Source organism: Psychrobacter fjordensis (genome assembly GCF_904845995.1).
GTDB classification, from domain to species: domain Bacteria; phylum Pseudomonadota; class Gammaproteobacteria; order Pseudomonadales; family Moraxellaceae; genus Psychrobacter; species Psychrobacter fjordensis.
In genome coordinates this window covers 626,726-653,129 of the sequence record NZ_CAJGYP010000002.1, presented here as the reverse complement: position 1 = coordinate 653,129, position 26,404 = coordinate 626,726, and the positions used below count along the sequence as shown (strand labels likewise).

11 protein-coding genes and 1 pseudogene are annotated in these 26,404 nt (G+C 45.0%); 9 read left to right on the top strand and 3 right to left on the bottom strand.

Annotated elements, in window-relative coordinates; all coding sequences use genetic code 11:
- Positions 1 to 163 precede the first annotated feature (163 nt).
- Together JMW61_RS11155 and JMW61_RS11150 are read right to left on the bottom strand one after the other, a co-directional pair.
- Positions 164 to 2,218 (bottom strand): autotransporter domain-containing protein, encoded by a 2,055-nt coding sequence (locus JMW61_RS11155; protein WP_201551282.1) that lies wholly within the window; start codon positions 2,216 to 2,218, stop codon positions 164 to 166.
- A 221-nt stretch (positions 2,219 to 2,439) separates the two neighbouring features.
- On the bottom strand, positions 2,440 to 3,027 hold the full coding sequence (locus tag JMW61_RS11150) for a TetR/AcrR family transcriptional regulator (protein ID WP_201551274.1): 588 nt from the start codon (positions 3,025 to 3,027) through the stop codon (positions 2,440 to 2,442).
- A gap of 117 nt (positions 3,028 to 3,144) precedes the next feature.
- Between JMW61_RS11150 and JMW61_RS11145 the strand changes: the two genes are divergently transcribed.
- The gene (locus JMW61_RS11145; RefSeq protein WP_201551272.1) at positions 3,145 to 4,584 is read left to right on the top strand and encodes an NAD(P)-binding protein; all 1,440 of its coding nucleotides are present in this window, start codon (positions 3,145 to 3,147) and stop codon (positions 4,582 to 4,584) included.
- Positions 4,585 to 4,634: 50 nt separating this feature from the next.
- Positions 4,635 to 5,729, top strand: coding sequence for a DUF2855 family protein (locus JMW61_RS11140; protein WP_201551270.1), 1,095 nt, complete (start codon positions 4,635 to 4,637; stop codon positions 5,727 to 5,729).
- Positions 5,730 to 5,908: 179 nt separating this feature from the next.
- Here JMW61_RS11140 and JMW61_RS11135 read toward each other — a convergent pair whose 3' ends face one another.
- On the bottom strand, positions 5,909 to 6,547 hold the full coding sequence (locus tag JMW61_RS11135; RefSeq protein WP_201551268.1) for a GDSL-type esterase/lipase family protein: 639 nt from the start codon (positions 6,545 to 6,547) through the stop codon (positions 5,909 to 5,911).
- Between the two features lie 230 nt (positions 6,548 to 6,777).
- On the opposite strand from JMW61_RS11135, the pseudogene JMW61_RS14380 reads away from it, so the two are divergent.
- From JMW61_RS14380 to JMW61_RS11100, 7 genes and pseudogenes are all read left to right on the top strand, one after another.
- Positions 6,778 to 8,370, top strand: a pseudogene (locus JMW61_RS14380) (circularly permuted type 2 ATP-grasp protein); the annotation flags it as partial.
- A 951-nt stretch (positions 8,371 to 9,321) separates the two neighbouring features.
- Positions 9,322 to 10,107, top strand: a complete 786-nt coding sequence (locus JMW61_RS11125) for a transglutaminase family protein (RefSeq protein ID WP_201551264.1) — start codon at positions 9,322 to 9,324, stop codon at positions 10,105 to 10,107.
- A 34-nt stretch (positions 10,108 to 10,141) separates the two neighbouring features.
- Positions 10,142 to 10,882 (top strand): peptidase, encoded by a 741-nt coding sequence (locus tag JMW61_RS11120; RefSeq protein WP_194196558.1) that lies wholly within the window; start codon positions 10,142 to 10,144, stop codon positions 10,880 to 10,882.
- Positions 10,883 to 11,492: 610 nt separating this feature from the next.
- Complete coding sequence (locus JMW61_RS11115) at positions 11,493 to 14,909, top strand: BRCT domain-containing protein (protein ID WP_201551262.1); 3,417 nt, start codon at positions 11,493 to 11,495, stop codon at positions 14,907 to 14,909.
- Between the two features lie 68 nt (positions 14,910 to 14,977).
- On the top strand, positions 14,978 to 22,723 hold the full coding sequence (locus tag JMW61_RS11110; RefSeq protein ID WP_201551260.1) for a HEAT repeat domain-containing protein: 7,746 nt from the start codon (positions 14,978 to 14,980) through the stop codon (positions 22,721 to 22,723).
- The gene (locus JMW61_RS11105; protein WP_201551258.1) at positions 22,720 to 24,972 is read left to right on the top strand and encodes a hypothetical protein; all 2,253 of its coding nucleotides are present in this window, start codon (positions 22,720 to 22,722) and stop codon (positions 24,970 to 24,972) included. Before JMW61_RS11110 ends, JMW61_RS11105 begins: the two co-directional genes overlap by 4 nt.
- A gap of 3 nt (positions 24,973 to 24,975) precedes the next feature.
- Positions 24,976 to 26,376, top strand: a complete 1,401-nt coding sequence (locus JMW61_RS11100) for a reverse transcriptase family protein (RefSeq protein ID WP_201551256.1) — start codon at positions 24,976 to 24,978, stop codon at positions 26,374 to 26,376.
- The last annotated feature ends 28 nt before the right edge of the window (positions 26,377 to 26,404 follow it).

Here is a 26,404-nt window from a genome sequence, read left to right as displayed (position 1 = left end):
CTATTCTTTTAATATTTCGCACACATTGGTATTACTGAATCTGAGTACTGTAGCTGCAATCAGTAATACGCACTTATAATTAATATATTGACATGCATAAGCAAGAAACGCTGCTCATAAATGAATTATTGAGCAGCGCAGGCTTACATTCACACATTGAGATTTAAAATTGATATTGCAAACCTAGTTGTACTGAGCTGTCCTTATCGTCACGCGCAAAGGTGGTATCGCCATTCAGATACGCATAAACGTTTTTATGAACCTTATTACTCACACTCAACTCAAAACGTCCATAGTCGTCATCTTTATCTGTTTGGGTGATGCTAACCTCTCTTGTTTGTCCATCAGCTACAGACGTTGTCGATAAACTGTCTATTAAACCATCATTGATAACATGCACGTAAGCGATTTTACTTTGAAGTTTGGCAGGCGTGCCCATCAAATCAAAGCCATATTGTAACTGGTAACCAAGCTCTGAATCCCATGCCTCGCTAGAGGTGCTATCAACCTTTAGTGCAGTGCGAGAATTGGCATTGCCACTGGTATAACCATCTATATCTGTATCACTGTAATTCAGACCCAAAAATGCACCATGCGCGACGTTTTTCTTGATAAGAAAATTATAGCCAAGCTCATTGTATGCGCTAAACACATCGGCATCCGCATCACCGCGTTCGCTATTGTTGATGATGTTTATGCCGTCATTACCATCCAGTTTTACAGTTCTGTTAACGTCTAAGTCATGTTTAGATAAGCTCAGGGATGTGGTGTTCCACCAAGCCGTGTCTTTTCCGCCCAATAAAGAATATGCCTGAACACCGTAACTCGTATCTTTTTTAATACCGTTTTCTACGGTGTTATTGTTTTGGTTGGCCGCTTGCACACCTGCGCCAACACGCCAGCTCGGCTGTACCATATATTCGCCATATAGACCAATATTGGCGCGAGTGCCCTCTTGCACCTCATCAGCATCCACGTAGCTTTGAGAACCATCTACCCAAACCTGAGTACGCGACTCGGAATCAAAAGACTCCGCATCATCGAGAGTATGTAATGCCAAAGCATTGGCGCGCTCAAGCACCGCTGAGTGCGAGTCGGTGGCATTAATTTTTAACGCAGCACCCATCGTATTTTGCAGATTGAGCGCACTTTTGGTTGATGCGATGATATCAGCATTGGTTTGCTCAACAATCAATCTGCTGATGATACGAGAGTAGTCACGCATTCTTTGCGCTATGCGCTCTTCACCAAAGGCAGCAGTAAGCACTTCTTCGTTATCTAATGCAGGGTTATGCCACGTATAGCCACCTGGAATATCCGGGTTTTCAGTTTGTGTGTAACCATCATAATCAGGCCCAAGGCCCCAGTTAGTAGCCTCAAACCCTACGACCTGCATGACACTATCAAAAGATTCCTGATCGCTACAGCAGCCAACGCCATAAGGCTCGTATGGCTCTGTCTCACCTGGTGCAATAATGGCTGGATTGACTTCTAGTGTAATACCAAGCTCTTTTGCAATGCGCAGTGCGTTTTCACGCAAACTTACATTGGCAGTCACTTCATTGCCATCATTGTCGTAAGCATTTCGGCCTGCATTGGCATACATTTTATCGCCTGTAATCAGACTGTCTAGGTTAATCATGCCCAGTGCTGTTGATTTTTCTGCGTCCGTTAGCTGATCAACAAATGCCTTTGAACCATTGAGACCGCCCTCCTCTGCACCAAATGCTACAAACTGGATATCATGCTCTGTCTCAATGCCAGTCAGGTTTCTGGTCAACTCAGTTAAGACGCCAGACCCAGAAGCATTATCGTCCAGTGCTTCTAGGTTTTCGTAATTTGGATAGGCGACGGCAGAATCATAATGTGCGCCGACAAATAGCGTTCTGTTGGTATCAGCACTGCCCTTTTGAGTCACGACAACGTTATTACTCGTTAACGTTTGACCTCTGAATAAACCACGAGGCGCTACGAAATCAAAAGTTTGACGATCGACTTGGTTGTTACTGCCATCGATTGTCATACGCTGCTGCATATAATCAGCAGCTTGGACTTCTTTATCTGAACCTGTATAACGACCAGCATAGTCACGGGCAAGCGTCAGCGCCGTTTCTGTACCATAACCACCGTACTTGGCCTCTGCAAATACTTGCGAGCCTGTAAGCAGTGTCAGCGCCGCAACCACTGAAATCTTAAGCGGTGATAAGTTAGTATCCAAACTGCTTCTCCTTGGTTAAAGAACTGCAATCAATACTAAAAAATAACCTAAAGCAATGTAGTTTACAAGATAAAAGATATATGTTTGTTAATTAACTTTTTAAGCAAAATGGTGGCCCATCAAAAAGCTCTCTGCATAGCTATAATCAATACTTACGGATCGCTGTTTAATATTAATTTCACCCTCCATACTGCTGATTTATCGGTTCATTTAGGAATGCTTTACTGATGCTTAGCTTTAGTTATGTCAATGGCATCCAATTGTACTTCTACCACTCGTAGCGCCATTGACTTCCAGTCCAAATTTATATCATCAGTAAACACCATGTGGTGACTGATACTCACGTACCCATGTACGATGGCCCAGATATCTAGCGCTATTTGTCTGCGCTCCTCAATAGTCGCACCATCTGGTAGATACGAACCAGCCACCCGTACCAGTTTCGAAAACGCACTGTCTCTAGCAGCAATGGCCTCGATTGAGGGCTGATATCCTGCATCAGACTCCCCAAAAATCAGCCGATAGTGTGCCTCGTGTTGCTCGCCCACATTGAGATAACCCAAGCACGCTTCTAATACTTGCTCTTTACATGCTTTACCCTCTGGAATCACATCCATGGCTTCACGGACTAGGTTAAACCCTTCTATATACAGCGCATCTAGTATACCCTGCTTGCCTTGAAAATGGCTGTATATACCGATGGTGGACAGTCCTGCCCGCTTGGATATACCACGCACGCTTAAGGCATCCCCGCCTCCTTCTAAGAAAAGCTCTGATGCAGCATTTAATATTTTGGTTCTGGCATCCATTAGATTCTCACTAGGTCTTGACAATTATAACAGTGTTATTTTAGTATATAACACTGTTATGTACAAACAGTTATATAAGATTTATATGGATAAATTCAACTTAAGAGTAAGGATGCTATGAATACTCAACACCTAGAAACAGATTACTTAATTATTGGCAGTGGCGCGGTGGGCATGGCTTTTGCTGATGTACTACTCACAGAGACTGATGCCAATATTATTATTGTCGATAAACATCATAAGCCAGGCGGTCATTGGAACGACGCCTATTCATTTGTCACCTTACATCAGCCGTCGTCTTTTTATGGTGTCAGCTCGCGTGAGCTTTGCGGCGGTATGGTTGACGAGATTGGCTTGAACAAAGGCTTGTCTGAGCTGGCATCAGGGGCAGAAATCATGGCCTACTTTGATAGAGTCATGAAGCACACGTTTTTACCAAGTGGCCGTGTGAAGTACTTCCCTATGTGTGAATACAAGGGCGAAGGGAAATTCTCATCCCTCCTGTCTGATACCAGCTATGAGGTCAAGGTCAATAAAAAAATCATTGACGGTACTTATTTCAAAACCTCAGTGCCAGCTACCCATACTCCAAATTTTGAGATTGTTGAAGGCGTTAAGTTTGAACCATTAAATAACCTACCAAGTCTAACCAAACCTCGTGATGGTTACGTCATCATTGGTGGCGGTAAAACAAGTATCGATGCGGTATTATGGCTATTAGAGAACCATATTTATCCAGACGATATAACATGGATTATGCCCAGAGATGCTTGGTTTATCGATCGTAAAAATACTCAACCTTCTCGTGATTTTTTCGTTCATACCATGGGTGCACAAGCCACTCAGGCAGAAGCTATTGCTGATGCTGAAAACATCGAAGACTTGTTTGATCGTTTAGAAAAAGGTGGCGTATTAATGCGTCTTGATCCAAATGTGCGCCCTCAAATGTTCCATGGCGCCACCATTAGTAGTGATGAGCTGACACAGTTACGCCGTGTTAAAAACATTGTGCGTAAAGGCCGTGTGACCCGTCTGGATACTGATAGAATCTATTTTGGTGATGACAGTGTTGCTACTACCACCAATACCATGCATATCGATTGCTCTGCACGGGCAGTACCAGTGACCGAGACGTACGATGTGTTCAAAGGCAATACGGTGGTCATTCAAACGGTGCGTACCTATCAGCCCATATTTAGTGCTGCGTTTACCGCTCATGTCGAGGCCAACTATGATGACGAAACGATAAAAAACGAGTTATGCCGCGTGGTGCCTATACCAAACCATGATACAGACTGGTTGGTTGGTGCTGTGGCACAAATGCAAAACCAAATGCGCTGGTCAAAAGAGCCTGAGCTACGTGAATGGATGATTGGCAATCGCTTAGATGGCTTCACCAAACTGGTACAAGCCAGCGAAGACACAACACCTGAAGAGCTGGCCATCCTTAAGCGTCTAAAAGCAGCAGGGCCAAAAGCCGCTGCTAATATGCCTAAACTGATGGGTGAAGTTATGCAAATAACGGCAGCACGTCAAGCCAACACCGCTAATGCCTAAAAAGTAACTAGTAATAATAATTATCAAGAACAACTGTCAAGGAAGAGACTATGCAAGAATTTCAGACCAACAAAACAAACTTAACCCAAGCTCGCCTACAAGAGACGCCTGTACATACCCTCGGTGATGGCGAAGTACGTGTAAAAGTCGATCGCTTTGCTTTTACTGCTAACAACATTACTTATGCAGTCATGGGTGACCAATTGCGATACTGGCAGTTTTTTGCGCCAAATGGCGATGAACCCGAAAAATGGGGCATTATTCCAGTCTGGGGTTTTGCCGATGTTGTTGAGTCCAATAGTGATGCGCTGCCCGTCGGTGAACGACTATTTGGCTATTTTCCGCCTGCCAGCGAATTAACTATTACCCCCAAGCGAGTCACGAAAACCAGCTTGCTCGATGGTAGTGCCCATCGTGCCGAGCTGCCGCCTGGCTACAATATGTATCAGCGCGTTAACCACGAACCAAACTATGACCGCGCCCATGACAATCAGCGCATGCTACTGTTCGTATTGCACTTAACCTCATTCTGCTTGCATGATTTGTTGAAGCGCAATGACTGGTTTGGCGCAGAACAAGTGGTGATTATCAGTGCCTCTAGTAAAACCAGTATTGGCCTAGCATATGGCCTCACTGATGATAAGGACGCACCGCACGTTATCGGCCTCACATCAAACCGTCATATAGATTTCGTCAATTCAATCAACGCCTATGACAGTGTGCTTAGCTATGACACGCTTGAGCAGATTGACGCCAGCAAACCAACAGTCATCGTAGATATGTCAGCCAATACTGACGTGCTTAGCCGTCTACATAGACACTTAGGCGATAACATGCGCTACACCAGCAATGTTGGTCTTACGCACTGGGACGAGCCACGTCATGTAGACGGTATCATTCAAGAACGTAGCCAGCAGTTTTTTGCGCCCAGTCATGTACAGCAATGCATGAAAGAATGGGGCCCTGAAGCATTCAACAAACGCTCCATGCGCTATATCATGAACAGCACCGCGAAAACCAATGCATGGCTAAAAATTCAAGAGCTTGACGGGGTTAATGGCTTGCTGGAAGTGTATAAAGACATTTGCGAAGGTAAAATAGCCGCTGATGAAGGTTTAGTAGTCATCATAGGCGACAATGAATAACATGACTGGGCTGTAAAGGCCTGACTATAAAATTTGTTTATTCGTCATTAATAAAAAGTAGAGCGTCTATTAACTAGGCACTCTGCTTTTTCCGTATTGTACTCTAGATTCTAGATTCTAGATTCTAGATGCCAAACGCATACGCCCTACTTACACTTTTCAAGGTTAATATTCGCGGCTTAATGTACCCAACCTTCCTCTTTTAAATAACCATGCAATCCTTCGGCGAACTGTCTATAGCCTTCCGCATTGGCATGAATTCTATCAGATTTTAATGCGTCATCTGACAGAATAGTCGACCAGCCATCAGAGTATAGCGGTATGTCTTCAGCTTCCGCAATATCTTCATACAGTGGGTTATCACTGGCTTTTCCAAACAAGGCGCTGGTACTGATATGCGGTTCAGCAATTAGGACAACATTAATATTTTTAGATTGTAAAGTATCGATAGTCGCGATGATATTAGCCCGCGTCGTATCAGGTGCAATGCGCTGCAATACGTCATTGCCGCCCACACCCAATAATACCAAATCAGGACTTTGCTCAGTGATCTCATTCACTCGAGTCAGTACATCTGCAGAAGTGTCACCATTGACACCCGCATTGATAACCCTCCATTTGCTTAGCTCTGCCAGTACCGTAGGGTATGCTGTTTCAGTATTTGCTCCATAGCCATAGGTCAGCGAATCACCAAGTGCAATCACCGTACTGCCTGCAGGTAAAGCCGTTTGCATTGGTTCACTATCACAGCCTGTCATGCCAATAGCTGCAGCAAGTCCTATGCTTGCCAGCGCTAAAAATCTACCACCTAGACTCATATCTGTTCCACTCCTATATTGTCAATAATTGAGCTAAATTTGTTTGAATAAATAGGTCAAACTTGCTTAAAATCTATTATTTAACTTTTGTTGTATATCAATCAGTATACGTTGTATAGTTAATAAAGGAGATAGATTACCTGTTCAGCGCAATACCATTGCTACGCGGCTTAGCATAGACAGTGTATTCATCATAAAGTATAACTTTACCAAGAATACGTGAGGTTTTTATGAATAAAACAGCATCTCAAAGTCAGTCTACCGATAACACCCAAAACAAAGAAAGCTCTGAAAATCAAACCCAGAGTCAATCCATAAAAGCATCTGACTCCAATACCAATACCAAAAACTCTACTTCAAAAACAGTAAAAGACACTTTAGAAAAATCTGAGAAAAAAGCACAAAATAAAGCACAAAGCTTCGACGAGCTACAGATAAGCAAAGGTCAGTATCGCCCAGTGGCAAAGGCCGTTGGAAACTGGCTTGATAACATCAACATGGATGCCCTCAACTACCTCAACGAACAAGCCGAAAATATCTTTTATCGTAAAGGCGTCACCTTTACCGTCTATAGCGATGCCAAAAACATCGAGCGAATGATACCGTTTGACATTATCCCCCGAATTATCGCTGCCAGTGAGTGGCGACAGATAGAGGCTGGTTGTAAGCAGCGCATCACTGCCCTCAATGCATTCTTGCACGATATCTATCATGACCAAGCGATTATGAAGGCCGACATTGTGCCTGCCAGCTATGTCTATGCCAGCGGCTGCTATGAGCCTTGGATGATGGGTATTGAACTGGACAAACCCATCTACTCACACATCAGTGGTATCGACCTGATCCGTGATGAGTCTGGCAAGTTCTGTGTATTAGAGGATAATTTGCGTACCCCGTCTGGCGTCTCATATATGCTTGAGAGCCGTAAAATATCAGAGACGCTCTTGTCTGATATGTTTTCTGACACTCCTATTATGGGCATCAGCGATTACCCCAATCGCCTCAAAGCCTGTCTTGCCAGCTCAACGTCCAAATACGATCCACAAATCGTCATCTTGACACCTGGTCGCTTCAATAGTGCCTACTATGAACATGCTTTTTTAGCACACGAGATGAATGTACCCTTAGTACATGGGTATGATTTGGTGGTTGAGGACAGTAAGGTATACATGCAGGGTATTCGTGGCAAGGTACAAGTCGATGTTATCTACCGACGCATTGATGACCCCTATATCGACCCGCTAGCCTTTCAATCTGACTCGATATTGGGTGTCTCAGGGCTGATGAGCGCCTATCGTGCTGGTAATGTCGTTATTGTAAATGCGCCAGGTACAGGTGTGGCTGATGATAAGAGCTTATATCCCTTTGTACCAGATATGATTAAATTCTATTTGAATGAAGAGCCTATTTTACCCAATATAGAAACCTATCAATGCCGTAAGCCTGATGAGCTTAAATACGTGCTTGATAATTTGGATAAGCTGGTCGTAAAAGAAACCCAAGGTTCAGGTGGTTACGGCATGCTCATCGGTCCAACCTCTACTAAAAAGGAGATTGAAGAGTATCGCCTGCGTCTACTTGAAAATCCAGCTGGTTTCATTGCCCAGCCGACTATCTCACTATCTACCAATCCTACTGCTGTCAGCGATGGCATCGCACCGCGCCACATTGATTTGCGTCCCTTTATCCTAAGTCACGGCGATGGCTCGGTAGATATTGTGCCAGGTGGTTTGACTCGTGTGGCCATGGTTGAGGGCTCCTTAGTCGTCAATTCATCTCAAGGGGGCGGTATCAAGGACACGTGGGTCGTCGATGACAGTCACTTGCAGTCTTCGACTAAAAAACCAAACTGCAATGGTCAAGCTGGCAAATGCTCGCCTTTATCATCAGAGACCAATACCTCAGATCACGCCAACTATTATGATCGTGTGCAGCCTCTAGAAGCGGGCTATGAGATGCTAGATGACGCACCCATGATCCTGCTACTCTCCACTGCCAGTTATCTAATATGGCTGGGTCGATACAGTGAGCGCCTGTATTACTATGATGATGTCATGAAAAAACTGGTCAAAGATGATCTTAAGAAATCACAGCTGAAGCACTTAATCAGCCATTTAGGTTTTGACGCGGACGCAGATGAATCGTTTAAGACCATGAAAGCGCAGATGCTGTCTGATTTGGAACGAAATATCATACCCAACATCGTTCAATCGATAGATGACAATGTACAGGAGGCCAAAGGCGTCATTGGTAAAGATACTGCTGAGTTATATAATTTGATTAAGCGGCTTTCAAGCGCTGGTACTTATCGTGCTGCGACCTTACAGCTACATGCATGTAACGCCGCTATGAAACAAGAGCATCCAACGGTGACTTGTTTCTGGCAATTAGGGCGTCATTTTGAGCAGCTTGAGCGTGCTGTGCTACTGGAAGAGGACTCAATAGAAGTCAGTCTTGAATTTAAGTACTGGATCAATGAGCTACCGGAGAACACGCGCTGGCGTGAGCTGACACGTCTGGCCAATCAGATGATTAGATCGAAGAAATTTAGTGATTTTGAGCTGATTAGCAAAGAGTTTAATATCATCTTGCGTCAAGGTGTCTAGCCGAAAAATGATGACAAGCGCTAATGATACAGTCAATTCGATAGGGTTTGAAAGCAAGGAAGGCGCGTAAAGGCACTAACAATAGTAAACTAAGCGAGCCTGACACTGTATTCGATTTATATGGGATTGACCATACATATGAAATAAACAGAAAAATAGGAAGCTATCATGAAACTTCAAATCAGCCATCAAACCAATTACTACTACGGCGAGCTTGCACAGCGCAGTGTCCAGTATATACGTATGACTCCCATGCAGATGCCGCATCAAATTATTCATGAATGGGAGGTAATGCTCCCTAAAGTGGCGACCAATCAAAAGGATGGCTTTGGTAATGACTGGCTCACGCTAAGCCGTAATGAGGCGCATAATAATTTGCAAATGCAAGCGTCAGGTATCGTGGAGATTGATACAGAGACCCAACGTTTAGAGGATATGGCTCATGTCCCCTATCTGCTGTTTACCGTACAAACGCCATTAACCAAATGTTCACAAGAGATGCGTGAGTTTGCAGCGCCTTATCTAAAGAAACCCACCCATGACAGCCTAAAGGCGATGGCTAATGCCCTCATCATGAAAATGCCGTTCGTAAAGGACGTGACCCATGTAGGTACGACAGCTGCTGAGTCTTTTGCGACGAGCGCTGGCGTGTGTCAAGATCATACTCATGTGTTTTTAGGCTGCTGTCGTGATCAGCATATTCCAGCCCGCTATGTATCAGGCTATCTGTATGACGATACCGAAAACCACATGGCAAGTCATGCGTGGGCAGAAGTGTGGTTAGATGGCTACTGGTATACCTTTGATATATCAAATCAGCTGTTTCAACCAAGCTCTCACGTCTACGTCGCTATTGGTAGAGACTACTTAGATACAGCCCCTGTACGCGGTGTACGTATGGGCGGCGGTTACGAAAATCTTTACAGTCAAGTACTGGTTTCGAGACTATCATAGGCTATTTTTAAGCCTATTCCACTAAGGATAAGTTATGACTTACTGTGCCGCTATACGCCTGAAAGAAGGGATGGTTTTTGCTAGCGACACGCGTACCAATGCTGGGGTTGATCACATCTCAACCTTCAGAAAGCTCTATCAGTATGGCATTGAAGGCGAGCGTTTTATAGTATTGCAAACAGCTGGCAGCTTAGCGACATCGCAGGCGGTCTTTAACAAACTGCAAAACGATATTGATCAGCGCCTTGAGAGTAATCTTAATACAGTAGCCACTTTATTTGATGCCGCCCAAATGGTTGGTGAATGTATGCGTGACATTATGAATCATGCAAAAGCAGTCGCTAATGCTAATGTCGATGGCGCGTTTACCAGCTCTTTTATGCTCGGTGGTCAAATCAAAGGGCAGCCGCCTGAGCTTTACATGATTTATCCTGCAGGTAATTGTATTAAAGCCACTGAAGACACACCGTTTTTCCAATTGGGTGAAAGTAAGTACGGCAAACCAATTCTAGATCGTTCTGTCAGCTACAATACGGATGTGAGGCATGCAGCACGTGCGTTGATGCTGTCATTTGATTCAACCATTCAATCCAACTTGTCAGTAGGCATGCCCATAGATTTTGTACTTTATGACAATGACAGCCTAACCCTGCCTAATGGCCGACGTATTGATGAGAATGATGAATATTTCAATAGCATTCGTCGTCAATGGTCAGAGGAGCTCCGCCGTATTTTGGTTGAATTGCCTAAATGTCCTGATGGTTATTGGGGATAAAAGTTCCGTATAAAATCATATTCTCTGCACTAAAAAGCCCTTTGTCTAATACAAAGGGCTTTTTTATTATCAACTAATAATTAGGCAATAAAAAACCGGAGTATGACTGAATAAACAGCACTACTCCGGTTTTGCTTTAAAGACCTTGAATGCCATCATAGTGATGTCACACTCAATTGTTGTGTAATCTACCTCATGACCTGGTACATGGAAGACTCACTGGACTGCACCTAGATAAAGGCCCTAGTGCATTAGCTCAATCACGATTGCGTGATTGCGCCAGCGAGCTAATGACACTAGGGCCTTTATCTAGGTATTAGCAGGACTGAAACAGTCTTCCTTGGGTAAAATGTAATGGCTTGACTCGTGGACGACGCAACGTCGCCCATCACCGTAAACGGTGAAACGCTAAATCTCACAACCCGTTAAGTGTGCCTCATAACAGTTAGTACTGTCAATACATAATTGCCCACTTTCTTTGCTTGCGACATCTGTTGTCGCCAGCTATTTATTTTGTGACAAAAGTTCTTGATGTTTGTTACAAAACGCGGTTACATAGGGCATACAAATACATCGTAAGCTGACAAAATAAAAATTAAGGCAAATTTCTATGAGTCTGTCCTTCGCACAAATTCAGCAAGCTTGGCAAGCCCAAGACCCTAGCTTGGTTGATAAGTTATGTTTATTAGCAACACAAGTTGATGATATTCCTGAGTCGCCCATCCCCGAGCACGAACTGACATTTGAGCGATTTTTGGACAAAATTCTAAGTCATCAGTTCCGAGAGCAAAACCCCGAAGTACAGTTTGCAGAGCGTGTGGCAATGATTGCCAAGCTTGAGGCAGACGAAGGCGTCTACCCTCTCCCTGATCGCTACAAAATCCATTTAATATTAACCGCACTGTGGGAAGATGGCAGCGCCTATTCTAGAACCATCTTAAAACAAGCAATTACGGCTTTGCCAGTCAGCTATGGTGTGTGGAAAGGTTTGAAGCGTATTTACAAGCAAGCGGAATTTTCTCAAGATTATGAGATATTTGGACAAATTGCCGCCAAGATCGATTTACAACGCTTCAATCAAACCGCTAATTCTACTGTCAGCCTAGCCACCAAAACCTATATGAGCCTCAGAGCATGGCGTTATCTGCGGCAATTGGGTCAGCAGATGCCAATTGGCTATATTGATGCTGCCCTCTCTGTACTCGCCAGCTATGACGAAACCATGACAGCTGGCAGCCCTGAACAAACGAACAGCTGGGTGCTCAATCACATTTGCTTCCACAACAGTCTTGATTATGGCGTCAATCGATTCAGCAGTCGCTCCCCTCGCAAGCTCTTTGATACCAAAGGTCGCGCTTTCGCTGAGGCGTGGCAACGAGACCCTGAACCGCTTATTAAGTTACTGGCTATCGCCAAAAACGAGGCTGTCAGACAGTTCGCAACCGATAGCCTAAAGCACGACTTTAAGACCCAATTACGTGATGTGAGTGGTGAGACGCTACAATATTTATCTGCCGGACAAGCGCATAGCAAAGCACGTGATGAGATGATTGTTTGGCTATTAGAAAACTCACCGCATTTTGAAAAGTCTAAATTTCAAACATTGGGCTTGCATCAAGTGGTGCTACAACTACTCCATTCACACTATCCTGCCGCCTATCAGTATGCGATTGGCTATGCCAAAAGCTACGCTCAGGACTTATCACTCACTGAGCTGATGCTACTGGCCATGTCAGATTATGAGCCTGTTAGAGCATTTGCCATCAACAATATCTTAAGTCATGACCCTGTTTCTGATATCGGTGTCAACGGTTGGGGTCAGCTGTTAGACACAGAGCATCACTATCAAACCGCGAGCAAACAACTTAGCAAACACTTTACAAGGCGCGATTTAACCCCTGAGTGGTTCTTTGAACGATTGACTAGCGGTAGAACACACAGCGTAAAATTTGCGATAAAAAAACTGCCTGAGCTTTATAGCGCCAAAGAGCTAGGGACTGAATACTTTATTCGCGTTGCCCAGCAGTTAGATATACCAGAGCAACAGGACTTCTCTGCTCATAATGGCAGTTACTACAATGCTAGTGATTGCAATGACAGCGACTGCATGGATTTTGCGTTGGACCAGCTCAGACGTTTGGATTTGAGCCAAGTAAACGCTGCCGTATGGCAAACACTGTTATTAAATCCACTGTCGCAAGCGACTATTACCGATTGGTTTGATGAAGATGTACTGTCAGCGGTGACGCTTGATATGAGCTATTGGCATGCACTTGCCTATGAGCCTGATTGGCAAGTGAGTGAATATATTGAACAATCAAAATCTGCTGACACTCCTATTAAAAACTGGCAAAAGCACTTGGCCTTTGATGAATATCTAGCAGGAAACGTGAGGGGTTGGCTATCTGATGTGCGTCGGTTTGCACCGATAGATTTAGGTTTCGACTGGCTTATGAATCTTGCGCATAGCGAACAAGCACTCTATCGTGAATTTGCGATTGAACGCATTAACAAAGGGTTTTTGCCTGCCGACTTTGTCGCTTATCTCGACAGCAATGAAGGCGACTCTACTGACAACGCTTCCAGTAATAGCACTGACAATAAAGACTCAAATAGCGACGCTACTACTGAAGTAGATTTAACCGGACAACGCTATTTATTCACGGGCAAGATGCAAAGCATGACTCGTGGCGAGGCCGAAAAAGTTGTGAAAGCGGCTAATGGTGCCATCAGTGGTGCTGTCAACGGCAAGTTGGATTACTTGGTCATCGGTGATGATGGTTCACCGTTATACGGCAATGGCCGTAAAGGTAGCAAGCAAGTTAAAGCCGAAAGCTTAATCGCTGATGGTGCACCGCTAAAGATTATTTCCGAAACTGCCTTTTTACAGATGCTAAGTGGTCAATCGAGAGAGGTGTCTGAAGACGATACTTTTGCAGGTGCCAATGCACTGTGGCATATGGCAACAGATGACGGTACTGCACCTATCAGTGAGCTTGCGATCAGCTACCTCAGTCATCATCATGAACAGATTTGCATGGCACTGACAGACAGACCAGTCGATCCCGATGCGATTATCCCTTCTTCATTTTTTGATGCGGAGCGCGTCATTCCTTTACTGCAACACCGTAACAGCCAGCTGCGAGCATTTGGCTTATTACTGAGTGAGTATGAGATGGCGACGTGGCAACCAACGCCAGCCCTATGGCTGATGATGGCAGAATCTCCCTATACGGATATCACTCAACTGCTAAAGCGTGCGCTATTGGACAAGCCATCCGTTGCCAATCGACGTTATCACGTTCAGTCAGCACAATTGAATGCTGGCATGCTGAATGCGTTGATTGAAAGCAAAGCGCGAGTCGCTCGCCAAATCGGTATCACCTTGCTACAGCGTCATGCCAATTTCCAAGATGTGCAGTCTCTATATCGATTGACCCAAAGCACAGACCGCGAAGTACGCTATGCCGCCGTGACCATGCTATGGAAACACTATAAGGCGCGTCACGTGTCGCCAAACTGGCAGCCAACCAGTAGCGATAGTAAAGATAAAGATGCTGTACGAGACAAAGACAGCCGCGCACAACCAGTCATAACAGAGCAGTCAGATAAACGTTTGGCAAGCTTGCCTGCAGAGGTCGATCAGCTACTAATGCTACTACGTCGTGGTCTATTCGAGTTACCACCTGGTCGTCTAGGCGGTTCGCAAGAGCCCAATGTTAGTGACAACAGTAAGCATAAACAACAACGCTACTCGGATAAAACCTCATCAGAGCAAACTGAGTCAGATAGCAATATCACGCTAAAACCTATATCTGCGAGTCGTGCCAAACTGGCATTGATTGAGACCTTTCGTGATGTGGCATTGGCTGACAGCACCTTTGCGGCACTCATTATGCCCACACTGTTCACCTTTACGCACTCGGCAGGCAAGATGGAGCGTCATGCGTGTTTGGTTGCTGTCACACGGTTATTGCATCGCTATCCTGAGCTATCTAAAAACCTGCAGCCAGTGGCATCGGCTTAACGGCTTTGGCCGATATAGATAAATAGATACTTTAAAAAATATGACGTCACCTCAACTGAGATAACACCATGAAAACAATAACACTCCCCTATTGGGGTCAAATTATTGGCTTAGTCAGTAAGGCCAATAGTACTCGAGCGGCAACTCAAAAGACAACCAAGCAAGATGGGCGCAGTCTTTTTATTACTCGCCAGCAGCAAGCAGCTGCCACGGTCTTATACGTCCTCGATCAACAAGGTGAGCAATTTAGCTTATCGACAACTGCGCTGCCTTGTGCGATGCAAGCCATCACCAAAATAGATGACAGCACTATTGTGATGATTGGTGATGATGGTCATCTTTACCAAACGGATTGGCAAGCAAAGAAAGTTAAGAAAACCAGTGCTACATCCTTGCTCGATGGACCTGAAAATAATAACAATGATATAGGCCGTGCCGTAGCCATGGCGCCGCTACAAGATGCGCTGGCTATCCTATATCCAAAACACATCGTGGTATGGCCTTATCAGGACAGCCAGGCCAGCAGTACTGTCATTATTGAGCCTTATTCGTCTTCTATAGCATCAAGTAAAGAGTCTGTATTGACAGCGCTAGCAACCTCAAGTGATGGCTCGTGGCTTGTAATAGCAGATAAAGCGGGAGAGGTTAGTAGCTATCAATGGGTATCAGATAAAGCTCAGCTCAATCTAAGTAGTCGCAAACAGCTCCACCAAGGTAAAGTAAACGCGCTTTGTTTTGAGCCAGTCGGTCAGTACTTCTTCTCAGCAGGCGCAGATAAATGCTTATACCGTACTCATGTCCAAGGCGACCTGCACCCTGTTGATAGAGCTAAGTCTAGCCAACACAGCGAAATGATCACGGCGCTTTGTGTCTCAGACACTCGGCTATTCACTGCCGCCGATGACAAGAGCGTCAAATCATGGGCATTTGATAAAGGTCAGCCAAACAGCTGTAAAGAGGATCTAACCAAGTCTCGACAGATCGTCTTATCTTCTTACGCTGAACAACCGACGCTCATCGTCGTCAGTGCCGATCAGAGCCTACGTTTCATACCTATTGACCATACTCAAAGTACGTCAAAGAATAGCACCTCACAAAATAGTACGGCAAAAAATAGCAAGCTGTTACCAGTCAATTATATTATCAAAGACGGTTATCAGAGAATCAGCAAGCTACTTACCGATACGTCAAACAATAATGATGTGTCGTTTAAAGAAGGCTTGGCGCTGCTACAGGCGCAAGCAGATAACCAAACGTTAGAGCTGGTTAAAAAATTACTTGCTGATAGCGACACGCTCACGGCTAACCAAGCATTGCAATTGGTACAGTGGGTTGCTACTACTAATCTTGATAAAACTGCACAGGTTTTAGAGCAGGAACTAAGCTCGGCGCACAGTGCAAACGTACGTCTTGCTGCTTTTCATGCCTTAGCCGACCGTGCAAGTACGGCGAAGAGCCCGCTGCATTATCTAGAAGAAGCCTTTAAAAACCGTTACTACGAAGAAGTGGTGGCTTCTGCGTTACAAGGTTACCTAAAGGTCGCGATGAAGGATGCCACGAGCCAGCGCCGCATCTTACCTATTTTAAGAGACGCGTTGTCACACAGTTTTGCGAATATTCGCAAGCAAGCATTGGCCTCACTTGAGACACTGTTGCCAGAGAACAGTCCTCAAGCAGACTTGATGGCATTAGACTGCAATCAATCAGACATTGTCCAGTCAGGACTGATTCGTCTGTATCAGCGCGGCATGCTAAATCACCTTGAAGTCTCACGTCAATTGATGCTGCTACAGAATCATCGTAATACAGAGATTAGGCAAACAGCGTTTTACGTCTCATTGCTGTCTCAGCCTAAGTTGATAGAGGCGTTGAAACAGCAAGGTGACACGCAAACATTGCATACCCTGACTGACTTTGATGACTTTCGCTTACTACGTGGCACGCTATTAGATAACGCTAACAGCACAGCGGCAAATGATAAGAGTGTTAAAGAATCCGATGAGGCGATCCGTTTAACCTTATCTACGCAAGATTTTATCTCGCAAGCAGATAATACCCAAGCATCTAAGAGTAAGGCTAAAACGGCCAAATCCAAGAAGCCTACTGCTGAATCCATAAATCTAAGCAATGACACGTTAGAGCCTTTATTACAAAGCTTAAGCAATAGTCACGAAGATATCAGTTTCCGAGCGGCTTATGCGCTGGCTTGCCTACAAGACAAACGTGCGTTTGGCACCCTAATTAGTCTGATGAGCCATGAAGACAGTGCCATCATCCGTGCTGGTGTGGCCACCGCGCTTGGTCATTTAAATATAGAAGACGCCAAAGCAGTCCTACCGACATTACTAGACGATAAGGACGCTGGCGTGCGTCAGGTCGCCATGCAAGCCTATGGCAAATTGGCAGACAATGCATTGTCTTGGGCAGCGACAGGTTTTGCGTCTAAACATCAAGATATTCATGAGCAGTCTTTAGCGCTGTTTTTAAAGCATGTTGCACCAGATAGCGCAAATAGTGGTGATAGCAGTGATAAAAGCGTTCAGATGTCGTCAGAGATGACAGACACACTGCTACAGGCATTGAACAACCCTTTTACCAGTATTCGGTTGGAAGTGGTTAAAGTCTTGTTGAACCGCCAATTTGAGCAGTCATCTGACACTATTTCTAAAAATGTTTCTGATAGTGCCATCGTTGACATCATTGAGCTATTGCAACAAAGCCTCTTTGAAGATGTGCATCAAGTTGCGATAGAAGAATGGCAACGACTGCTGCTAGCGATGAATTCGAAGCATAAAACAAATAAAGTTGAAGAAACTGATAGTCAAAAGACCAATCAAGCTGTCTTAACCTTGTTTTTTGCAGATGCGTTTGCCGCTATCCGTAAGCAAGCCTTTGACATCGCACTTAAGCAAAGTAAGCATTTAGGGTTTGCTGACGTAATGCTGAACGCGCTTGCCAGCCCTTATGCGGATACCAAGAAACTGGCTCTTACGACAGTGCAAGCCAGAGCAAATATGACTCAGCTGACACAACTGATGCCAGCGCTCGTGGCCATGTTCGCTGATGACAGTATTGAGCTGCGTAAGCAAGCCTTGACGGGCGCTTTGGCACTGACAGACTTACAGTCTACTATTTTAGCGGATGACAGTAGCCTAGATGATAGTAGCACCGATGATCAATCGAATCATCATAAAGCATTAATTAAAGCCGCCCTCAACAGCCCTTATCCTGATATTCAGCTAACAGTCGCTCAACTACTGGCCAGCCAATCACGCCTATATGCTGATGAAGAACAGGCACAGCGAAGTGATGAACAAGCGTATCAAGTCTTTAAACACTATCTAGAACTGCCTATGCCCTCTCAAGGCAAGAAAAATGACAGCTATAACCAGTGGCACAGTCATGTTAGCCAAGCATTGTCTGGCTTGTCTAAACTGGCATACCCATCAAAGCATGATGCACTAGGTTGGTATGCTAAATATCTACACCACCCTGATGCTGATTTTAAACCTCTTGCACCAAAGATTACGCAGATAGTTTCTTTTTCGGACATTGATCTACTGGTGAAATGGCAAAAAGATGAGCGCGCCATTATCAGTCAATCAGCCAGTTTGTGTTTGGCTATTTTGGGTGACGCTCGCGGGCAGTACTTCCTTACTCATGATATGGGAGACGAAACAGACAATCTGAGTACGCTTGTTGCACCGATGACGCCTACGCATTGGCTACAAGCGCAGCACGGTTTAGGTATTACACATGCACGGCAATTACAGCCTTTGTTTGAGTCAGAGTCCTATGCCATAGCAGCCAGACTGTTATTGATATTTAACGACTTAAAAGTTGGCTTGCAAGGTGGCAGGCAAGTTCCTGAAACGACCGCTACTAGCACTGGTCGACCTAACCGACTGATAGAAGCCCTAAGCTTTGCCGATAATGACACGGCAGTAGTCTACGCCAACATACTCGCTCGTTACCCAAATAACGTACAACACCCTAATAACCAGCAAGCACTATCGTCAACGTGGCAGTACCTAAGTGATTACTTGTCACGTCAATTAGGCAGTGTTTTATCGTCTCACTCTGAAGTCATCACGATGATGATGGATGCTATACCAAACGCGGCAGATAAAGGTGGTGTTAAAGGACAGTCGAATAATACGGCCTCTATCCGAGCAAGTATTCTAACGACGGTGAGTACCGAAAACTTACAACAGCTCGCCAACCTCAGTCGCCATCAGCAGCCATTGGTACGCGCCCAAACCATTAGTGTCATTTGTAACTTATCTGAATTACTCGCTCATGATTATTATGACGATGAGGACGATGTTTTTGAGACATTACAAAAATGGCAACGCAGTTTACAGGCATTGTTAAGTGCTCACCCAGTTACGGCCACCGTTAATATGGCAGGCGATAGCTCTCCTACTGACAAACAAGACAGTTCTGAGGTGCATTATCCATACCAGTCCCTTGCTTTTGGCGCTTGGATTGGCGTCATACGCGCAGGCGATGATTATTATGCTAATAGCAGCACCACAGACCAAGCCATTCGAGGACTGATGTGGCTTGCTGCTCAATCATCGCAGCTTAACACCAATAACAACACTAATAACGATGAGGACTGGCGAGATAGTACCAGTCGCGTGTTGTTGCCACTACTCAACCACAGTAGTTTTGACACTCGTGAGTTGGCTTGGGCATGCTTGTATAAGCTGGACATGCCTGCCAAAAAGCTGGCTGACTATGCCATGAGCACGCCCTACCGTGATATGGTCAAACGCGGCTTGGATCTATTGCTAGATACCGCAAATAACAATGTCGTACAGCAGCAAAGCAAATCATCGGATACAGCTACTGTCAGTAGTAGCGCTGATCAACAACTCATTGATTTGTTAAAAACCAATAATCACACCTTAGCAGAAGAAACCTATCAGCTGCTAAAAGGCCGACTAGGCCATCTACCTGCTAGCTTACTTGGACTACAGACTTATTGTCAGTCGTTACTGCCTCAGATCGTTGCTGAATGGAAACAAGTCATCGTCACGCCCTTTGCAAACAGTCAATCGCCGTCAGTGCAGCGCCAAGACAAGCTGACGTTTTTGCTGCATGCTGTGAAGAGTGATGATTGGAATGCAAAATATCAAGCACTGAGTCAACTGGTCGAGTTTCATGACGTACTCTTTGCGGACAGCACGCTATTTGATGACTTGTTTGATTTTGCTGAAGACGCTCAGTCCAGTAATGAGAGATATCGTAGCTGGAAATTACTTACTGAGGCACTCACGTCGTACCAATTCATCAATAAGAACACTTTAGAGGGTCGTTTAAAGAATGGTTTAGAGAGTAGTTTTGATATTGCGACTGCTGAACAGGTCGCCAATGAAGCGCACTTACGATTATTAGCCTTACTTGATGATCCACATATCAACAAACCTAAGCAGTTTATTTATTGGGATATCGCTGACCTACGTAACACGAATCTCGTGGCGCCATTACTACAGCGTTTAGAAAGTCTGTTTGAGCACACGCCGCAAAAAAATAAAGAAGAGCGTAAATATTTATTTGATACCTTAGTAAAAATCAGTGGTTACGATCAAAACATTGAGGATTATTTGGAGGAGCGTGAAGACACGCGCTGGTTGCAACGTCAGCACCCTAAAGACTCGCAAGTCTTGTTATCGCTGTTTACTACGCTTATGAATCATAGTGATTATGCGCTTGCCGCGCAGCTATTACCGTCACTGGCATGGGTACAATCGGACAACAGTAATTTATCCTCGCGCATTGATACTACTTTAGCGCTAGCCTACGAGCAGATGCCAGCTAACCATACCTTTAAATTGGTCGAGGCACTGGCATATCGAGCCAAAAGACGACATAGCAGCATTGCCTCATTACAAAACGCTCTACGCAATAAAGACGCTGATGTGCAATTTGCCGCGGCTGAAGGATTGGCTAAGTGCGGTCACGCTGATGGGGTCAACATCTTGATGGCCACGATAGATTACAACCCTGATGCTGAATTCCGCAGCTGCAGTGTGTTAGCCATTGGCGAACTACTAGGCAGCAGTGACCATCAAAATCAAAATCAAAGTGATAACTCGCCTAATGCCAAAGCGCCTGTGAACAATGCTGATAAAAACTTACAGATTCATACTTTGTACAAAGCCTATGATAAGTTGATCAAACTGGCCGAAGACGACGAGCATTACCTGCAAGACGTGGCTAGCGAAGCCTTAGGTCGCCTTGCACAAGGTGGTGATTTTGAGCATAGCCCGCATATTTTTGAGCTATTAAAATCACACTTGTCAGACCCCGCAGTCCATTTCACCAATCCCGCCATTGTCCATTGGTTAAATGGACTGCGCTGGCTCAACACAACGCCTGCTTGGGAACAAATCCGCAGCTATATACGCCTTCATCTTGATAAAGCCATATTTTTCCGTCCGCAAAGGCATGCAGTATGGCTATTGCAGATGAATAATAACGATGCCAATAAAGCATTAATCTTAGATATTTTAAAGACGAGCAATTTAGACCGTGCTGTGCTTATGGCGGCTTATACGGCGGCACAGAAAACTTGGGGCAGTCTCGCATCGCAGGTTTACCCTTATGATTGGGCAGCCATTCAAAGCCATAATAATGACTTTATAGAAGAGACTGAGCATTTGAGTCTAAAGCGTATCATTGATAATAGCAGCATCGATGAGCTGGCAGCATTTATCACCCAGCATGGCGCGCACTTACCAGCCGACACCTTGATGGCACTGCAAAATGCCATTATGGCCAAGCAAAACATGCCAACATCGCAGCTTACCGCGTTGATTACCAGTAGTAACATACTGACACAGCATATTGGACTGTGCTATCTGACCCAATATCCGACCACTTATCTTGATAAAGAAATGGTTGCGACATTACAGCAGCGTTTTGACACTGCAAGCGAGCAATGGCATACGCTGATCGATACCATCAACCGCAGTCCAACGACCATCAATAATAGTCAGTGGATTGATATGGTTGAGCAAGTAGGTGGCACCATCAGACAACTGGTTTGGCTAATCATGCGTCATATAGCCATTACAACTGCCAAAGGAACTGTCGATAAAGCAGCTACTAAGCAAATCGCGGCAATGCTTGATTGGCTCAATGATGCTCGTCAACCATTGACCATCAACTCTATTCCACTGCTCTCTACGATGGTTAGCGGTTGGTGGCAGCAAGCGCTGTTAGGACTACTGGCCAGACCAGTCGCTGACGATAAGGTGCTATCAAGTATCTTGCCAACATTGAGCAGCGTATCAACTACGGTTCAATCGCCGCTCACTTATGACAACCAAACCTTACTATCAACGCTACTAACTCGTATTGAACAAAGCGATACATCTACCCAAAAATCCATAATAACTGTAGTAAAGAATGCGCTGAAACATAAAGGCTCGTCTACCGAGATACCAATCAATCAACAGCTGCTACAGTGGATCAAAGCAAAAGACACTGACGCACTTTATCATTGTGCAAGTAATGACAACATGGAGCTGACGGTTCGTATCCGTGCCATCGAAGCGCTTGGACAGCTACATGATCCAAATATTGAACAATGGCTGACGACGCTCATGGCACATGAAAACTCAGACATTCAGAAGCTTGCTTATAAAGTACTACGCCGCTGGCAACGTGCCATGATACGAGCGCAGCAAAAGCGTCCGTTGTCATCTGTCAATATAGAGGCGCAACCTAGCTCGACCATCGCAGCACAAAATAGTCAGGACAGCAGTCAAAAAAGCAATCAGGGTGAAGGAGACAGTCAATGACTATAGATAATCAATTAGACCAAGCATCAGAAACAGAGTCAGAAATAGTGGCAAACACTGATGGCCTGATGATGCAGTTGGACTACGCCGCCCCTAGCCAAATCAGTCAAGTTAACGAATCGTCAGATTCATTGTCGGAGGCGCAAACAAGAGAACACACTCAGCATGTGGCACTATTTGCTCAGCTGAATCGCTCGGAGGTTAACTTCCACGGTAAGGTCAAATCTCCCCTTGTCTTTCGTGACAGTTTGCTAGCGCTGTTTGATGTGGTGAGTAGTGACTACCGTTATGTGCCAAAAGACCGCTCAGCGTATACGGTATTTATGCAGATGCGCCGTGCCAGCAGCAATAAAAACCTATTTACTGCGCAGTGTGATTACTTCACATGGCTATTCGACAATGACCCGCTCGCCTTTTGTATTTTGGACCCGATTATTCAGGTGCATGAGCAAGGTGTTAGCTTTGAGGTATTTAGCCGTGATGAAGGTTGCTATGCTCAATTGACATTGACCAATGAGATTTTTGAGCAAAGTGCTAAACCTACCCTTGGTACCACAAGTATTGATTACAGTGCGGCGTTGTTTAACGGTATTGAGAAAATTCGCGATCATCAACAAACGATATTAGACATTGGTCATGAAGCGGTCGGCTTACAATTACTCGAAACCATGCCAGAGACAGCTGAAGCAGATACTGATAGTACAGTGGCCACGCCCACCGTAAAAAAACAGATCATAGAAAAGCGCATCAATGTGCCCAAAAGCTGGATCAGAGCACTGCTACAAGTACAGTCTGCAGGTCAATTGCCACAAGACACCATTCATCTTGATCCAATCGCATTGTATAACGTGCTATTTGAGCTGCGTATGCATGCTGACATCAAAGGCAAGCGCCGAGGATTGTTGATTGAGCTTAGACCTCAGCAGCTGCCGGTGATTATATTAGAACCTTTTGACATCACTGTCACAAGCCAAGTTAGCCAACAGCAAAAGCCCTATCAAGGTCAACAAGCAAAACTCATTCGCTTATGGGGTCGCCGTCGTCTCAGCCTATTAAAACGCCTGTTGCCACATACTGACAGCGTTTCAGTATCGATACTGGGTCAAGGCATGCCAAGCTATTGGACATTAAAAGGCAAAGGCTTTCATTTCACCTTTGCTATGACAGGCTTTAGCCAAGCTAATTGGTCACAGTCATTAAACTTTGACTTGTTACTACCCAAGCGCCCATTGCGTAATACATTAGCTGCCAGTGAAGGCTTATCAGACAGTAGTAAAGCAACTTTAAATGACAGCAATAATGATAGTAACGATGAGCATAATGGTTTGTCTGTATTAATTAAAACACTGGAAAATACCCCCAGCAATCTAGAAGACTTGGTAAAGTCGCTATCAGCAGATGCTTCATTAACGTCTGTGCCTGTTTCTCACTCACAAGTACAGCAGTGGTTACTGTCAGGTACTCAGCAAGGCTTAATTCGCTATGAGATGGCGACGCAGCTGTATCACTACAGACCTTTGAGCCAAGTGCCGCTTGATATGGCACAGTTCGCTTACCACAATGAAGCAGAAAAACAGGCCTTTGATTTGATTGGCCGTGCGGATGCCGTGCAGAAGTTCTCTGTCGAGACAGTCGCTACTAAAGGCGTGAGCATCAGTGCTGATATCTATGTTGAAGAGGATCGACGTACTTACCACAGTCAGCTACAACTGGGCGATGAAGCACTGGTCAGCCGAGCAGAATGTAGCTGTCCGCAGTACTTACAACACCGACTCACACACGGTGTGTGTACGCATCTCATCGCATTAAGGCTTAGTTATAACAATTACGATAGTACCACTGCCAAAAACGACAGCTGGCATGACACTCGCATATTGAGTCAGCGTGTGCCTGTTCGCCACTCTATTCGCCATTCCACTAACGCTGACACTCAGTATAAAAACGAGGCGATCACAGCACCTTCAGATCTGGTGATGGACTTATCTGCATTGGCGCAGCCCTCAGAACCATCATTAGATAATAAGACAGACAATATCAAAGACAAAGCGATTGCCGCAACAGATGAGACTTGTATCACTTATATCTATCTGACCATCGCACATAAAAAAATAACGATCGAGCAGACCACGGGGGATGACAGTACACATCAGCATTTCGTGTTTAACCAACCTGCTCAAGCCAAAGTGGCTTATTTACAACATATTGCCAGATTTGAAGCCAAAGGCTTTATCGAAAACCAAGGGGTGTAAGGTATGACGACGCAGACAGAGCAGCAGAATGATTATATAACCCCTGTGCCTAATGCCACGCCCTTTGAGCGACAGTGGCAGCAACTATGGCAAGACATTGAGCTGGCAGGCGGACGCTATCAATACGTTCAGCAGCAGCTGGTGAAGAACGGCTTTATGGTAGATCGCCAACCTGTCGATAATATGAGCCCAAAAGAACGGGATCGCTATAAAAAAGCCTTGAAAAAAGAGGCAGCAGAAGAAAGAATCCTCAAGAAATCAGCGTGGCAAGCCTATAAAGCCCATCATATTGTCCATCTTGGTCACCAAGTTTACTGGTCAGATGACACCAGTACCGATAAATGGGATATCAAAGACGCTTCCAATCGGCTTATTGAAAATAAATTGCCACTACTCAACAAGCATACTGAGCTGGCAGACGCAGTTAACCTAACCGTGCCCCAGTTGAAAGGACTCTGCTATCAAAGGGACGTCGCAACCAATCTGGCCTATTCGCATTTCACTATTGCCAAGCGCAATGGAACAGCGCGTCAAATTTGGTCGCCCATACCGCGTTTGAAGTTTGTACAGCGCTGGATTTTGAATCAAGTCTTAAACAACTTAACGACGCATGATGCCGCACATGGTTTTGTTCGTGGCAAATCCATCGTGACCAATGCAGCCGTACACAGCAATAGCGAGCTGCTTATTAAGCTGGATGTCAAAGACTTTTTCCCTAGTGTCAGTTGGCGCCGCGTCAAAGGCGTATTCCGTCATGCCGGTTATCAAGAACAAATATCCACGCTACTGGCGCTATTGTGCACCGAAGCACCCAGACAAATCATCAAACAAGATGGCGTTACCTACTATGTGGCATTGGGTGATAGAGCTTTGCCACAAGGTGCACCTACTAGCCCTGCACTATCCAATATCGTCTGCTTAAATTTAGATCGACGCTTAACGGGACTGGCTGACAAAATTGGCTTGCGCTATAGCCGCTATGCCGATGATTTAACGTTTAGTTTGCCAGTATCCAATCAGAAATCCAACACTGCAAAGAGCGATTCAGACACTAAGCACAACCAATTGATTGGTCAGCTCTTAGGATCAGTGAATAAAATATTGCGAGAAGAAGGCTTTGCACTAAATAATGATAAGACACGTGTGATTCGTAAAGGCAACCAGCAACAAGTGACAGGCATGGTGGTCAATGGTAGCGGCGTGCCAAGGGTATCTCGTCAGATTAAGCGCATGTTACGAGCAGCCGTTCATAACTTAGAGTCAGGCGGCACATTACGCGCCGATGAGACTTTAAATACGCTGTCAGGATATGCTGCTTGGATAGCCTCGGCAGAGCCAGAGTTGGGACATAGTTATCTAGATAGAATTGAGCGTTTGCACGTGCAGCAAGAGACATCTGCATAGATATTTATTTATATTTATAAAAAATGAG

What these genes read in the sequence shown, in the direction of transcription:
- JMW61_RS11150 (WP_201551274.1), bottom strand. Translation starts at nt 3,027, where the DNA reads ATGGATGCCAGAACCAAAATATTAAATGCTGCATCAGAGCTTTTCTTA.
- JMW61_RS11145 (WP_201551272.1), top strand. Translation starts at nt 3,145, where the DNA reads ATGAATACTCAACACCTAGAAACAGATTACTTAATTATTGGCAGTGGC.
- JMW61_RS11140 (WP_201551270.1), top strand. Translation starts at nt 4,635, where the DNA reads ATGCAAGAATTTCAGACCAACAAAACAAACTTAACCCAAGCTCGCCTA.
- JMW61_RS11135 (WP_201551268.1), bottom strand. Translation starts at nt 6,547, where the DNA reads ATGAGTCTAGGTGGTAGATTTTTAGCGCTGGCAAGCATAGGACTTGCT.
- JMW61_RS11125 (WP_201551264.1), top strand. Translation starts at nt 9,322, where the DNA reads ATGAAACTTCAAATCAGCCATCAAACCAATTACTACTACGGCGAGCTT.
- JMW61_RS11120 (WP_194196558.1), top strand. Translation starts at nt 10,142, where the DNA reads ATGACTTACTGTGCCGCTATACGCCTGAAAGAAGGGATGGTTTTTGCT.
- JMW61_RS11115 (WP_201551262.1), top strand. Translation starts at nt 11,493, where the DNA reads ATGAGTCTGTCCTTCGCACAAATTCAGCAAGCTTGGCAAGCCCAAGAC.
- JMW61_RS11110 (WP_201551260.1), top strand. Translation starts at nt 14,978, where the DNA reads ATGAAAACAATAACACTCCCCTATTGGGGTCAAATTATTGGCTTAGTC.
- JMW61_RS11105 (WP_201551258.1), top strand. Translation starts at nt 22,720, where the DNA reads ATGACTATAGATAATCAATTAGACCAAGCATCAGAAACAGAGTCAGAA.
- JMW61_RS11100 (WP_201551256.1), top strand. Translation starts at nt 24,976, where the DNA reads ATGACGACGCAGACAGAGCAGCAGAATGATTATATAACCCCTGTGCCT.